Raw genomic sequence first — 14,826 nt, 5'->3', positions numbered from 1 at the left:
CCCGAACATAAACGTCATCCCGAACATAAACGTCATCCCGAACATAAACGTCATCCCGAACGCAGTGAGGGATCTCCAACTGCAGGCACAGGATTAATGTCGTTCGAGATGACGCCTCCAGTACTTATTCAGCAATGACGAGCCAGTCGACAACCCTTTGAAAAATAGTCTATATTAGGGTGAGTGAACCACTGTAAAGAAGTCTTCTACCCACAATAAATAAGGATATTGTATGGCTAAAACAAAAGAAATGAACCCACCCGTTATAGTTGATCTGAATCGTAACTGGGGCTGGATTTTAGGACTGGGCATTCTATTTGTGATTTTAGGATGTATTGGTTTAGGAATGGTAGTGGGCTTGACCCTTGTCAGCATGATTTTTTTTGCAGCGCTATTAATTGTTGCAGGCCTAACTCATCTCGTTGATGTGTTTAAACATCGGGAATGGAAAGGAATCATTTGGCAATCTTTAATAGCTGTTTTATATATTGTAGCCGGTGGTGTCGTCTTTTATGATCCATTTTTAGCATCCACTTTGATTACTGCTCTTTTAGCTGGACTCCTTATTGTTATTGGCCTCACCCGTATCATTATGGCTTTTGCTTTAAAGGATTCAAAAGGGTGGCTTTGGTTATTATTAGCCGGAATTACCGCCATGATTCTTGGAGTGCTCATCTTGATGCAATGGCCTATTAGCGGATTATGGGTTATCGGGCTTTTCATTGCCATTGAAATGATAGTCACTGGATGGACCTACATTTTTATTGCTTTTGCATTAAAAGCGTAACGTAGGTTAACACCAATCTTGCAAAGCCCAACGCTGAAACAAGGCCATCGCCTTATTTGTTGGGCTGCACTTCATCCTTATTTTTTTAAACCGTAGCCTGTTTTAAAAATCCAGCCGATGATGCCAAGACAGATGAACGTGAACGTTAAAATCATAGTGACGCTGGTGGTAAAGCTCACATCACTATGTTCGTAAAAACTCCAGCGAAAGCCGCTCACAAGGTATACTACCGGGTTTAACAGGGAAAACTGACGCCAGAAAGGCGGCAGCATATTAATGGAATAAAAACTGCCGCCAAGAAAAGTCAGCGGTGCGATAATAAGGAGCGGGATTAACTGTAATTTCTCAAAACCATCGGCCCAAATGCCAATGATAAAGCCCAGCAAACTAAACGTCACACTGGTCATTACCAGAAAAAAGGCCATCCAAAGAGGATGCATGATGTGCAGCGGCACAAAAAACCAGGCAGTTGAGAGCACAATGATACCGATGAGCACCGATTTGGTAGCAGCTGCCCCCACATAACCCAGTATAATTTCGCCAAAAGACAGTGGGGCGGAGAGAATTTCATAAATCGTTCCCGTAAAGCGCGGGAAATAAATGCCGAAAGAGGCATTGGATACACTTTCTCCAAGCACGGTAAGCATGATAAGTCCAGGGACAATGAACGCCCCATAGGGCACTCCGTCGATGGATTGCATGCGCGAGCCTATAGCAGAACCGAACACGATAAAATACAGTACGGTAGAGATAACAGGGGCGGCAATACTTTGCCCCAATGTGCGCAAGGTTCGTCCCATTTCAAAGTTATAAATCGCACGGATGCCACGAGTATTCATTTGACCTCCACCAGTTCAATGAAAATATCCTCCAAACTGCTTTCGCGAGTATAAATATCTTTAGGGCGAATGCCGTTGGACTTTAGATGGTCCAATACGTCAGAGATATCGTTTTCAGCTTCAGGATCATAAGTCAAAATCAATTTGTCGCCGTTTTCATCCTGAGTCAGGGTCAAAGGATAGTCCCCCAATCCTGCAGGGATGTTAATCAACGGTTCGCGCAGCACGAAAATCATCTGGCGCTTGCCCATTTTTTCCATGAGATTTTTTTTCTCTTCAGTCAGGATCAGATTGCCATTGTTGATAATGCCAATGCGATCGGACATTTCTTGCGCTTCTTCGATGTAATGAGTTGTGAGGATAATGGTAACACCCGTATCGCGCAACCCCTCTACCTGCGTCCACATCGATTTACGCAGCTCCACGTCAACACCCGCTGTAGGTTCGTCGAGGAACAGAATCTCTGGCTCATGCGACAATGCTTTAGCGATCATCACTCTCTTTTTCATCCCCCCCGATAAACGCCGAATTTGCTCATCTTTCTTATCCCAAAGTGAAAGGCGCTTTAGTACCTCCTCGATATACTTTGGATTGGGTGCTTTGTTAAATAATCCCCGACTAAATGTCACCGTGTTCCACACCGACTCAAATGCATCAGTGGTCAGCTCTTGAGGCACTAAGCCGATAGCTGCACGCGCTTCACGATATTGCGTGAGGTTATCGTACCCGAATACCGTAATGGTGCCGGTGTTGAATCGGGAGATACCGCATATGGTATTGATTAACGTGGTCTTACCCGCGCCATTTGGCCCTAACAGCGCAAAAATCTCGCCGCATTTGATTTCCAAATTGATGTCATTTAGTGCTTTAAAACCATTGCTGTAGCTTTTGTTGAGCCCAGTGATAGCAATAGCGGTATTGTTTTGCATTAAAGGGCTTGCTCCTTTTCAAAAATAAACAGGTTATTTGATTGTTATGAATTTTCAAGAGCCATCGACAGGAAAACTCAGCGTAAACAACGCATATTCCCCTTCCACTGACTCACAAATGATATTGCCGCCAAAACCATGCATTACTAATTTACAAAACGACAAACCAATACCAGTTCCTAAAAAATTGGTCGTATAGAAATGATTAAATAATTGAGATAATTGCTGGGTCGTCATTCCTTTTGCAGTGTCTTTAAAGTATAAATAATTAAATTTATCACCCAAGGCAGTCCAAATATTTATCTCTCCACGCTGAGCAGTAGCAATAACATACAGAGCATTTTTTATTAGATTAAACAACACATGCTGCATTAATAACTTAGACCCTTTAAATTGAAAGTCTCCTATCCAGGTTATTAATGTCCGCTCTCTGGGCGACTGAAATGGGTAACGTGCTATCGCTTCAGTTAAACATTCAGCTATGGTGCACGTCTCCAAAACGCAATAATGCAGAGAATTCTCTCGACCGGCCTTAACTAATAACATATCAATAATCGTATTGGCATAATTAATTTCGCTGACTATACGCTCGCTGACTCCTTCAAGCTGCTGAAGTCGCCGTTCTCTTAACGGTGTTGCAATTAACTCCTGCTCTTTGGCAAGTTGGTATCCTTGCGTGAGTACAGGCAAGTAGTGCACCAATGCTTGTGCCCCACTTTTAATTCCAAGTAAAGGGGTACGCAACTCATGAGCAATCATTCCTGCCGCGGCAGCCATTCCTGCTAACTTTTGCTGTTGCAGCATCGCAGTTTTATAGTTTAAGGTAGAACCTACTATAATGGTGAACAAAATGACTAATGTCATTTCTATGTGCTCTTCGCCAAAATAAATATGTGGAGAACAAAAATAATACCCAACAAGGGCCAGACTGAAACCCAATACCAATACTATTGATAAACTTAGCAAATCAACGAGCAATACCAGAAAAAATACCCCACACAATAAAGACATCGCCGAAATGACGCTGGCCTGATTCATCAAGAATATAAAGGTAAAAAAGAAGGGTAAGGCAAACAGAACGGTTAAAAACCAATACCAGGATAAATATTTTTTATATTTTGCAGGCCAGTAGGGAGTAAACATCAATCCTAAGCCAAGAAGACTGCCAAAAAGACGCAGCATCAAGTTTTCGTAGGGTTGAGGAAGCCAATAGGTCCAAATCAGGTAAAACAAAGGAAATCCCAGAAACGCTATTGCCCCCACAGCGACTAATTGATGAGAAGAATTAGACAAACTCCGTTGCATCGAGTCATCTAAATGCCTCACAATTTTTTTTATTTGCCACATCCTTGCTCCCAAGGCTTAAAATATTAAGTCTGAAGAAAATTATCCTCTAATTTTTAAGCAAATCAATGGTATGATGTTGCCAATCTTATACCTTTTTTACATCTCATGACTCTCAAAAAAATCCGCATTGCAACACGTCAAAGCCCACTTGCTTTATGGCAGGCTAATCATGTTCGGGAACTGCTTTTAAAACAATGGCCCGACATAACTGTTGAATTATTACCCATGGTGACCTCTGGTGATAAATTTCTCATGGACAAATTATTAGCCGCCGGGGGAAAAGGATTGTTCGTTAAAGAATTAGAGGAAGCCTTGCTAAGTAACAGGGCCGATATTGCAGTCCACTCGACTAAAGATATGCCAGCAGAACTTCCTGACGGCCTTAGTTTGGCGGCCATTTGTGAACGACATAATCCTTTCGATGCCCTAATCAGCAAACACTATGCAAGCCTTGATGCACTACCTCCTCAAGCAATAGTCGGAACAGCAAGTCTTAGAAGACAGTCACAATTATTAGCCTATAGATCCGATCTCCAGATCAAAACCTTGCGCGGCAACATTAACACTCGCCTCGCGAAACTTGAGGCTGGAGAATATGATGCGATCATACTCGCTACCGCAGGTCTTGAACGCATGGGCTTGGAACATATCATTACGGAGCGTTTGTCTGCTGAAGTGATGTTACCTACCTGCGGGCAAGGTGCCTTGTGTATTGAATGCAGAACCGATGATCAGGAAATACAACAGCTCATTGCCGGATTAAATGATCCGTTGTCCTCTTTATGTGTACAGGCCGAACGCAGTGTCAATGCCCAACTGGGGGGTAATTGTCATGTGCCTTTAGCTGTTTTTTGCACATTCACCTCACCTGATCAACTTTTTTTACGAGCCAAAATATTAAGTCTTGACGGCACACAGTTGATTGAAGACAGTCAAAAAGGAGGCCATGATCAAGCCCAAACACTTGCCAAACGATGCACCGAGTCCTTGTTAGCCAAGGGTGCAGCAGATTTACTTGACTCTATACCGTTATGAGACGAACACTTAATGGACTTCGTGTTTTAAATACTCGTCCCCAAAATCAGGCTCAAGCACTCAGTAAAAGTATTACTGATGCTGGAGGAATAGCTATTGAATGCCCTACTATAGAAATCAGGGCTACCAGTAACTCCTGGCTTGGCTCATTGCCCCCTTTAAGTGATGTAAATCAAGCTATTTTTGTCAGTGCTAATGCCGTCCATCACTGCTTTAGCCAGCTCAAGTCGAATAATATTCATTGGCCAACTCAGATTAAAGTCATTGCTATAGGTCACGGAACTGCAAAAGCGCTTCATGAGTTGCATATTCAAGTCAATGATATTCCAGAAGCACCCAATAGCGAGCATTTACTCATCCTAAATACGTTACAAGAAATAACGAATCAAACCGTGCTATTATTTAAAGGTGAAGGGGGCAGAGAACTCATTGAAGAGGGTTTATTACAAAGAGGAGCCAAGTTAATCACCCTTGATGTATATAAAAGAGTACTCCCTCAAATTCGCCATCAATTTATTAATTCGTTATGGCGAGATGACTTAGTGGATATTATACTGTTAACAAGCGAACAATCGATACGCAATCTTTTTAAGATGTTTAATAAAGAGGCCCATTACTGGCTACAAGAAAAACCCTGCCTGGTTATCAGTGATCGTCTGGGCAAAGCAGCCTCATTATCAGGCATGAAAAAAATTATAATAAGTCATCCTGATTGGATGATGAATACGCTGTTAGACTATAATGAAGGATTAATCCATGGCCAATAGCAATGAAGAAGAACAAAAAAAAGCAATAAAACCACTAAAACAAAATGCTAAGGTTGAATCGAGTAAACAGCCTCAAGAACTAAATAATTCCCATCATCCAAAGAGTAATTCTTTTATTAATGGATTAGCTATTTTTATTGCTGTTGCGTCAATGGCCATTGCCATATGCGCTCTTCAAACTAACTATAAACTACAAGCAAATTTGGCTAATAAAAACTCACACTTGAAAGCCGAAATAAAAGCTAAAATCGCTCAATTAAAACAAACTCAAACAGACAGTCAAGAGCAAGTCGAGACCAAAACAAACGAGCTCAAACAAACCCAAGGCACGTTGCAGAATAAAATAGATCAGTTGAGCAAACAGTTACAAACTGCTATGGATCAAAAGCTCTATCAAAACCAGGATTGGCTCTTGTTGAAAGCGCGCTACTACCTTGAACTAGCCCAAATAAATGCTCATTGGAGTGATAATTTTGACGCCGCAATATCGTTATTACAGCAAGCCGATAAATTATTAGAGCAGTTACCTGCACCTAAAATCTTTACGGTTAGACAAGCTATAGCAAAAGAGATTGCCCAGTTAAAGGCCATACCCACTGTCGATATCGCGGGTTTACTAAGTCAATTGGACGCAGCACAAATAAGTATCAGCAATCTAACTATCCAGGCGACTATCGATCAAACCGAGTCCGCAACAGAAGCGGAGCCCCCCAAAACAGCCAACCCTTCAGCCTGGCAAACTCGTTTACAAGATAGCGTCAATTTACTGGAGAAAATGGTTGTTATCCGAAGGAGCGATGAAAATATTAAACCTTTAATGTCTCCTTTATATGAATCCATATTAAGAGAAAGTATTCGTCTTAATCTTCAAGAGGCGCAATGGGCAATTATCAATAATAATCCTGTTGTCTATCAGCTGGCTCTTAAACAAGCTACTTTAAATCTTAAACGAACATTTAATCAAAGCTCGCAAAATACCGCGGCATTACTAAAACAATTAAATGAGCTTCAAGAAATAAAAATTACCCAGGAAAAACCAGTAATTAATCTGGCACTTCCACTACTGAATCAAATGATTGATAACAAACAATTACTAGTTACCCCGGCAAATAATGGTGGGAAAGGAGAAAATTGATAATGATGCGTATTCTGATCGCTTTTGTTATTTTATTAGGCTCCGTTTTGCTGGGTATTCAGCTTAACGATGATCCGGGGTATGTATTGATCACCATCAATCATTGGATTATTGAAACAACGGCATGGTTTTTTGCTTTTGCTTTACTCCTCTTATTCATAATCATTCATATTTTATTACAGCTTTTTAATAAAATTTCTAATACACCCGGGATGATTCATAAATGGAATTCGCGACGTCTTGCCCAAAAAGCACAAGAAACAACCAGAAGAGGATTAATAGAATACAGCGAAGGTTATTGGCAGAAAGCAAAAAATCATTTAATCCAGGCATTACCTAATACCGACACGCCGCTTCTTAATTATTTAACTGCAGCACGGGCAGCTCAAAAAATGGGAGATAGCCAATTACGTGACCACTATTTACGAGAAGCCCAACAGTCAATGCCTGAAGCCAAGATTGCTGTTGAATTGACTCAAGCTCAGTTACAGTTAGCTAACCACCAATGGGAACAGGCTTTGGCAACTTTAAGGCATTTGCATGATTTAGCCCCTCGTCATCCCTATGTTTTAAAGCTTCTCATGAATCTGTACGAAGAAGTAAGGGATTGGCCACAACTCATTGCCATCTTACCGGATTTAAGAAAAAACCACGTTATTTCAGAGCAGGTTTTCGAACAATTACAACAAAATACTTATTTACAAGCTCTTATTGATCTGACCAAACAAAATCAACCTGAAGCAGTCACCACGTTCTTTAATTCGCTACCTAAACATTTAACCAATAATCCAGAAATTGTTGCGGAATATATTCGCTTTTTATTTAGAAACCATGATTATAGTAATGCAGAAGTTTTATTAAGACGATGTCTGCGTAAAGAATTTAACCCTCTGTTAATTGAACTTTATGGATTGTTGTTATGTGATGCGAATCAATTAGATTTTGCCGAATCCTTGTTGAAAAAGAATCCCCACTCAGCCGCCTTGTTCCTATGTTTAGGACGACTATGCATTACGCAACATTTATGGGGTAAAGCCAAACATTATCTGGAGCAATCTAATGAACTCCACCCTACCCCTGTTGCTTATGCAGAACTGGGTAAACTTCACGAGAAACTTAACGACCCATTTCTTGCCTGTGAGAACTTTAAGAAAGGTCTGGAATTAGCGACGACTCCGACAGAATAAGCAGGGTGCTGCCTTAAATCTCGGTACGCAATTCAAGTTAATCGCTTAATATTATTGTGTAAGTGGTTATACAATGGCGTCAATTTAAAGGAAAATTGCAGCCTGGCATGAAGTGTAATCCAGGCTCAAGACTAGAATCAGGTTTCGATCCCGGGTTACGGCTACGCCTTCACCCAGGCTACATCCTACACAAGTCTTTGTGAACACCATTAGGTGAAGGCTTATTTATTTTTTACCATGGGATCATGGCAGGCATCATTACATTCAGTTTTAGTTTTTTCAGTCTGGATCGTAATGTGTTGAATGTTAAATTGCTTTCTAAGTTGCTCCACTAATTCAATACGGGATTCATCAGACAACTCGGAGTCGGGCATATAAAGATGAACTGACAAAGCATTCTCTTGAGTACTCATTGCCCAAATATGTAAATCATGAATTCCCTGAACCCCTGGTCTGGTCAAAAGAAAATCGCTCACGGCGTTCCAGGAAATATGACTAGGAACTCCATCAATAATTAATCTGAAACTATCAGCAAATAAAGCCCAGGTCCCTTTAAGGATGACCAGTGCAATCAGTAAACCCACTATAGGATCTATCCATAACCAACCTGTCCAATACAATAAAGCAGCAGAGATAACTACACCCACAGAAACTAAAGCATCATAAAATAAATGCAGATAGGCTCCACGAATATTGAGATCATCAGAGCCACGCAAAAATAATACTGCTGTTCCACTATTGATGAGAATACCAATTCCCGCAACGATCATTACTGATACTGCCTGCACTTCTGTAGGCGAAAATAATTTATAAACAGCTTCAGTGGCAATAATTCCACAGGTAAATACCAATAAAATGCCATTAGCTAAAGCAGCTAATATGGATGTTTTTTTCAAACCATAGGTTGTTTTCTCTGTGGGCTTACGTTTCATTAGGCTGGTTGCAAGCCATGCTAAAACCAAGCTTAATACATCGCCTAAATTATGAAATGCATCAGCTAATAAACTGGTTGAATGAGCAATATAGGCAAAAATAATCTGCAATATGACAAAAAGACCATTAGCAACAATTGCGATTAAAAAAGCCCTATCATAAGTTACCGCATCATGACTATGACCGTGGCCATGATGATCGTGCGATTCGGCATGCGAATGCTTAGCCATAAGACTCCTGTTTTACTGTTCTTCAGTATAATAATTAATGCCTATCTTAATTCTGCCACGTGTTTTTTCTTTGCGCCAAGCATTGGTATCCCGTAAGGAATAAACACAACCACAATACTCTTGCTTGTAAAATTCTTCTCGTTTGGCAATCTGGTACATCCGCTCGGATCCGCCATTTTTACGCCAATTATAAGTCCAGTACTCTATATCAGGATAATGACTTGCAGCACGAATCCCTGAGTCGTTAATTTGATTCATGTCTTTCCATCGAGAAATCCCCAGAGAACTACAAATAACAGGAAAACCATGTTCATGGGCGTATAAAGCAGTGCGCTCAAATCGCATGTCAAAACACATGGTACAACGTTTTCCTCGCTCGGGCTCCCACTCTAAACCTTTGGCTCGGGCAAACCAGTTATCTTTGTCGTAATCAGCATCGATAAATGGAATGCCATGTTTCTCAGCAAAATTAATATTTTCCTGCTTTCTAATCTCATATTCTTGCACAGGATGGATATTGGGATTATAGAAAAATATGGAGAAATTAATTTCTGAATAAATTAATGCTTCCATTACCTCGCCCGAACAAGGCGCACAACATGAATGCAGTAATAATTTATCTGCCTTGTTAGGTAACTCCAGGCGTTCTCGTTCAATCATTTTTTACTTCCGTCAAATTGATAAAATGTTGGCGATAATAAACCAATTCGTTAATGGAATCTTTAATATCGTCCAAGGCAAGATGTTTGGATTCTTTAACAACCCCACTTAACAACTCAGGCCGCCAACGGATAGCTAATTCTTTCAAGGTGCTCACATCCAGATTGCGATAGTGAAAAAAAGCGGCTAATTCAGGCATATATTTATACAAAAAACGTCTATCCTGACAAATGGTATTTCCGCACATAGGCGACTTCCCTTTATCAAGGTACTGATTTAAAAACGCCAAGGTTAATTGTTCCGCTTGCGATTCACCCACGTCACTTTCTAATACTCTTTTTACCAAACCTGATTGATTATGTTGTTTTGTGTTCCAGGAATCCATTCCATCAAGTAATGCTTTAGGCTGTGCTACAGCAATTACCGGTCCTTCAGCCAAGATATTTAAATGAGCGTCAGTTACTACGGTGGCTATTTCTATAATTCTATCTTGCTCAGGCTCAAGACCTGTCATTTCTAAATCTATCCAGATTAAATTTTGATTATTTTTCATTTAATTTCCAAGAGTTTAATATCAGTTCTACACAAGCCACGCGACGTTGATGCAAGGCCTCCTTAATTGCGTTACCCTCATACCCCTGAGTTATCAAAATCTGAGGATTCACTTTGGTACATTCCGTTAATACATAACTCCAGAGCCGTGCTTGTTGGTAATCAATGGCCTTACCTCGCCCTTCCGCATCAGCCTGACAAGCAAGTAATAAATTATAAAACAATTGAGGTCGACGAAAAGCATCACACTGTTCTAAAAGCCTGACAATAGTAGTTGCACGTAATTCCAATAAACGATGAATATTTAAATGAAATCGCGAAACTGCAATGGCCAAGGTACGATAATCATTAGGAATTCGTAAACGCGAACACAATGACTCGATAATTGAAACACCCTTTTCTTCATGGCCATGATGTTTTGGCCAGGAGTTCATTGGCGTGAAGGCCTTTCCTAAATCATGTACCAAGGCGGCAAAACGAACTATGGGGTCCTGGCTTAAGGAAGCGGCAGCTTCTAATACCATTAACGTATGAACACCACTATCTATTTCAGGATGATACTGATAAGGATTAGGTACACCAAATAGTGCATTTAATTCAGGGATGATCACTTGAAGTGCGTCGCAGGAACGCAAAGAGAGAATAAACTGTTCTGGGTTTTTTTCGCATAAACTTCGTTGCCATTCCTGCCAGACGCGCTCAGGAACTAAATGCATTAATTCTCCCCGTTTTACCATTGAGTACATTAAAGAGCGGGTTTCATTTGCCAATTTAAAGCCAAGATAATGAAAACGGGCTGCAAAACGTGCCACGCGCAAGACACGGACGGGGTCTTCTATAAAAGCAGGTGAAACATGACGCAATATTTTATTATTTAAATCGTGTTGCCCCTGATAAGGATCGATAAGATTACCTTGCTCATCCATGGCCATCGCATTAATTGTCAAATCACGCCGACCTAAATCCTCCTCCAACGTCACTGTTGAACTAAAATCGCAATCAAAACCGTAATATCCTGGTGCAGATTTTCTTTCTGTTCTCGCTAAAGCATATTCTTCTTTAGTTTCAGGATGTAAAAATACAGGGAAGTCACGTCCTACTTGTCTAAATTTTTTATTTAACAATTGCTGAGGTGTTGCTCCCACCACTACCCAGTCACGCTCTTGGACAGGTATTCCCAATAATTTATCGCGGACAGCGCCACCCACTAAGTAGACTTTCATTAAATATAATTTACCTGCATACTGTAACATTAATAAAACCATTCATTATAGTATAGATCGCAGCCATGAGTAAAAGACGTATCAATAAACAGCAATTAACACGAATTGAAAAAAATCAGCAAACGTATCAGGAAAACAAAGAAAATAATCACGAGGCACTGGCTGATGGTTTAGTCATTACGCGATTTAGCAGGCATGTTGAGGTTGAAGACAATCAAGGAAAGCGAATTAGATGCACCATCAGACCTAATCTCGACACCCTGGTTGCGGGTGATAGAGTCATTTGGCAAATAGAAGGGGATAAGCAAGGAGTGGTTGTCAGTTTATATCCAAGAGGATCTATTCTTGCAAGACCAACCGGTACTGGCCTTAAAAAACCCGTCGCAGCAAATATTACCCAAATGATTATTGTTATTGCTCCTAAACCAGAAATCAGTTGGTCTTTGCTTGATAGTTATTTGGTAATGGCTGAAACCCTACAATTACACGTGATTATTTTACTAAATAAAACGGATTTACCCTGCGAAGAACTCAAAGCGCAATTAATAACGGATTATCAATCACTAAACTATCCTGTTATTATGGTGAGTAAAAATATCCCTTTAAGTTTTCAGCCTTTAAAGTTAGCACTTAATCACCAGATTAGTGTTTTTGTAGGCCAATCTGGTGTAGGTAAATCGTCAGTCATTGCTGAGATTTTGCCTCATGAAGAAAACATAGCTACTCAAGATATCTCTACCGGTAGCGAGTTAGGGCGTCATACCACAAGTAATTCACGCTACTACCATTTACCTAGTGGCGGAGCATTAATTGATTCACCAGGAGTAAGAGAGTTTAGCTTATGGGATATAGATGCGACCGCAATTGCCCAGGGTTATACTGAATTTAAGCCTTATTTATATCAATGCAAATTTCGTAATTGCCCCCACATAAACACACCTCATTGCGCTATTATTAATGCCGTGAACCAAGGACGTATTTCAATGAGAAGATACGACAATTTTATAAAGCTTTGTGGGCAATTTGGTAAAACAAAGTATTAATGATTGCTAAAAACAGCCTGGCATTAAGGGACGCCAGTTTTATTTTAGGTAGGTGCGCCTAAATAATCCACTGTTCTCGCGCTGTTGCTGGCCTCCTGCAATTGTTCAACAGTTAAAATAGAGCGTGTTAGTGAACGCAAATAAATAGTCATTTTTTCTAATAACTCACCATCCAAATTAAGATCAGGAGAATACAATTGGTTTTTAATAGCATCAATAACTTCATTTAAATTATCGGATTTTATATTGGAAATGATTAATTTCGAACTGGGAATCTTACGAATACCAGAAAAAAATTGAATAGCCCCCCCTGCTGTAACCGTACTAATATTAGATAAACGATTAACAATATACCAAATACAATTATTCAAAAAAACAGGTTTTGCATCGCATTTGTCATAGAGTTGCATAAGAGTCACCAGGTATTTCCCCTCGCGGCTGGGCAACTCATTTATAAAATTGGAAAACAAAATATTGACGCGAAGTTGCTTCAACAAATCATAATTATTTTGTGTGTAAGTATGGATTAATTCATCCAAAAATTTATTAATTTGTGACGCAATACGAGGTTCATGCGTACGGACCCTTAATAAAACATGCATTAATAATTCAGGTTGAACCCAATGAACACCTAATTTATCCAAGGTATTTCTATCAGCCCTCCTATACCAATCATGAATACTATTAGAGCGAGTTAGCCAAGTAAAACAACTTCGATCAGTCATCCCAGGGATAATATAGTCTTCCCTAACGATACAATACAACGGTACCAGTGCATCAGTTCGGTTAGCAGCTAATAATGGTTCAAATAATGAAAATATTCTTTTACCTTCAGAAAATACCGAATTAGTCCTATCCCAAAAATTAATGGTATTACTTGTTAAAGGAAAGCAATCAAATTCAAGAGTAAATAGCGACAACAACATCTTAAGACATTCATTGAATAAATACTCGTCTTCTTGTCGTGCAGAATTAAAATGTGCGTTCCGAACTCTCCTATAAAGTGGTTTTAATTCTTTATGGCTAACTTTTAAAGCTGGATGGAGGTTAAAAAGCCATTCTGCCAGAGCCCTTAAGTGTTCATCTAAAACATAAGATTCTGCTTTATTAATGACGATTAAAAAATCCAATAAATAATATTTTTTATCTTTGAAGGGAATCTCAATTCCATAAAAAAAGTTTATATCCTTCAATGGATATTTATATAGCTCAGCAAAAAAAAGTTGGGCAGATTGCCTAAATAATTTAAAATCCGCCCTGGTAGTTTTTAATGCATAGTATTCTTCTATTAATGCCAAAAAATGAGGCAATAAATCTACTTGTACTTTCCTCTCATTTTTCTTTTCATCCTTCGCTGATTGAAGCCTGGTAAATACCTTTTTTTGCAAAAAATCCCAAAAATTAGTGAATGACTCTTCTCCTATCGAAAAGTCCCCATTGACTTGCCGGCATGATTGCAACCGGGTCAGTTCTTCCACACTCATAGCACTTAATTTGTTTGAGTTTAAAACTCGGCGAGTAGATAAAATAAAGTTCTGCTTAATCAAATGCTCGCATAGACCTCTTTTTCTATATAAAGTTCTATTGTCTTGGCCAAGATAAAAATTTTCGGGCCGTTCGGTTTCAGTCAATAGTGATAAATTATTAAAATCTACATTATTGCTTATATCGGGGAATAAGATTTGTACATAATTTTTTTGGGCTGACGACGCTAAGTCTTTAGCGAATTGAATCCATTTTTGATTTGCTTCCCCCATATTCAGGGTATAATCATTCTCGAAGCCTGCTTTAATTTCTTTCCGTCGATGTTTAAAAGTATCTATTAAAAATTGAATGTCATCCGTATTAAGCGGTTCGACTGGATCTCGATAAGCAAATCTTTTTATAGAAGCGTTACAAAAGACAACATCACAAGATATTAAATTATTCGCGTCTTTAAGATCATTAATGAATATCAAAACATCTAGAACTAACATGAGATAAATCAACCTACCCTGGAATCAAAGAATTAAACAATAATGGTGTTTAATACGTCCTAAATTCTCATATCATTCCGCTTGACAACAGTCTTGGCGATATGAGCCATAGATAAAAAATAAAAAAAAAGCGGCTATTAAGCCGCTTTTCAAGAATAAAGACCTGGCGATGCCCTACTTTCA

Annotated in this window: 14 protein-coding genes; 6 read left to right on the top strand and 8 right to left on the bottom strand. The window is 39.5% G+C overall.

Annotation, left to right across the window (positions count from 1 at the left end; translation table 11 throughout):
• Nucleotides 1-232 precede the first annotated feature (232 nt).
• On the top strand, nt 233-787 hold the full coding sequence (locus LOX96_RS17020) for an HdeD family acid-resistance protein (RefSeq protein WP_250424685.1): 555 nt from the start codon (nt 233-235) through the stop codon (nt 785-787).
• A 77-nt stretch (nt 788-864) separates the two neighbouring features.
• On the opposite strand, the gene LOX96_RS17015 is transcribed toward LOX96_RS17020, so the two are convergent.
• From LOX96_RS17015 to LOX96_RS17005, 3 genes are read right to left on the bottom strand one after another with little or no spacing between them, the layout of a single operon-like run.
• Nucleotides 865-1,626, bottom strand: coding sequence for an ABC transporter permease (locus tag LOX96_RS17015; RefSeq protein ID WP_250424684.1), 762 nt, complete (start codon nt 1,624-1,626; stop codon nt 865-867).
• On the bottom strand, nt 1,623-2,555 hold the full coding sequence (locus LOX96_RS17010) for an ABC transporter ATP-binding protein (protein WP_250424683.1): 933 nt from the start codon (nt 2,553-2,555) through the stop codon (nt 1,623-1,625). The genes LOX96_RS17015 and LOX96_RS17010 overlap by 4 nt, the downstream gene beginning before the upstream one ends.
• A 54-nt stretch (nt 2,556-2,609) precedes the next feature.
• Nucleotides 2,610-3,902: a sensor histidine kinase gene (locus LOX96_RS17005; RefSeq protein WP_250424682.1), complete on the bottom strand. Its 1,293-nt coding sequence runs from the start codon at nt 3,900-3,902 to the stop codon at nt 2,610-2,612.
• Between the two features lie 105 nt (nt 3,903-4,007).
• Here LOX96_RS17005 and hemC point away from each other — a divergent pair, with 105 nt between their 5' ends.
• From hemC to LOX96_RS16985, 4 genes are read left to right on the top strand one after another with little or no spacing between them, the layout of a single operon-like run.
• Nucleotides 4,008-4,937, top strand: coding sequence for a hydroxymethylbilane synthase (gene hemC / locus LOX96_RS17000; protein WP_250424681.1), 930 nt, complete (start codon nt 4,008-4,010; stop codon nt 4,935-4,937).
• The gene (locus tag LOX96_RS16995) at nt 4,934-5,704 is read left to right on the top strand and encodes a uroporphyrinogen-III synthase (RefSeq protein ID WP_250424680.1); all 771 of its coding nucleotides are present in this window, start codon (nt 4,934-4,936) and stop codon (nt 5,702-5,704) included. Before hemC ends, LOX96_RS16995 begins: the two co-directional genes overlap by 4 nt.
• Complete coding sequence (locus LOX96_RS16990; RefSeq protein ID WP_250424679.1) at nt 5,694-6,839, top strand: uroporphyrinogen-III C-methyltransferase; 1,146 nt, start codon at nt 5,694-5,696, stop codon at nt 6,837-6,839. The genes LOX96_RS16995 and LOX96_RS16990 overlap by 11 nt, the downstream gene beginning before the upstream one ends.
• A gap of 2 nt (nt 6,840-6,841) precedes the next feature.
• A complete protein-coding gene (locus tag LOX96_RS16985; protein ID WP_250424678.1) occupies nt 6,842-8,026 on the top strand; it encodes a heme biosynthesis protein HemY in 1,185 nt (394 codons plus the stop codon).
• A gap of 221 nt (nt 8,027-8,247) precedes the next feature.
• On the opposite strand, the gene LOX96_RS16980 is transcribed toward LOX96_RS16985, so the two are convergent.
• The 4 genes from LOX96_RS16980 to LOX96_RS16965 are packed head-to-tail and all read right to left on the bottom strand — an operon-like array spanning nt 8,248 to nt 11,624.
• Entirely contained in the window at nt 8,248-9,189 is a 942-nt protein-coding gene (locus LOX96_RS16980) for a cation diffusion facilitator family transporter (RefSeq protein WP_250424677.1), read from the bottom strand.
• Nucleotides 9,190-9,201: 12 nt separating this feature from the next.
• Complete coding sequence (locus tag LOX96_RS16975) at nt 9,202-9,849, bottom strand: epoxyqueuosine reductase QueH (RefSeq protein ID WP_250424676.1); 648 nt, start codon at nt 9,847-9,849, stop codon at nt 9,202-9,204.
• Nucleotides 9,842-10,402 carry an oligoribonuclease gene (gene orn / locus LOX96_RS16970; RefSeq protein WP_250424675.1) on the bottom strand — a complete coding sequence of 187 codons (561 nt, stop codon included), beginning with the start codon at nt 10,400-10,402 and terminating at the stop codon, nt 9,842-9,844. The genes LOX96_RS16975 and orn overlap by 8 nt, the downstream gene beginning before the upstream one ends.
• Nucleotides 10,392-11,624 carry a multifunctional CCA addition/repair protein gene (locus tag LOX96_RS16965; protein ID WP_250424686.1) on the bottom strand — a complete coding sequence of 411 codons (1,233 nt, stop codon included), beginning with the start codon at nt 11,622-11,624 and terminating at the stop codon, nt 10,392-10,394. The genes orn and LOX96_RS16965 overlap by 11 nt, the downstream gene beginning before the upstream one ends.
• Before the next feature lie 65 nt (nt 11,625-11,689).
• On the opposite strand from LOX96_RS16965, the gene rsgA reads away from it, so the two are divergent.
• Complete coding sequence (rsgA, locus tag LOX96_RS16960; protein WP_250424674.1) at nt 11,690-12,667, top strand: small ribosomal subunit biogenesis GTPase RsgA; 978 nt, start codon at nt 11,690-11,692, stop codon at nt 12,665-12,667.
• Between the two features lie 44 nt (nt 12,668-12,711).
• On the opposite strand, the gene LOX96_RS16955 is transcribed toward rsgA, so the two are convergent.
• Nucleotides 12,712-14,643, bottom strand: coding sequence for a hypothetical protein (locus tag LOX96_RS16955; RefSeq protein WP_250424673.1), 1,932 nt, complete (start codon nt 14,641-14,643; stop codon nt 12,712-12,714).
• Nucleotides 14,644-14,826 lie beyond the last annotated feature (183 nt).

The organism is Legionella maioricensis (assembly GCF_023618015.1).
GTDB lineage: Bacteria > Pseudomonadota > Gammaproteobacteria > Legionellales > Legionellaceae > Legionella > Legionella maioricensis.
The sequence above is the reverse complement of the archived record's forward strand: the minus strand, read 5'-3'. Positions and strand labels throughout refer to the sequence as shown.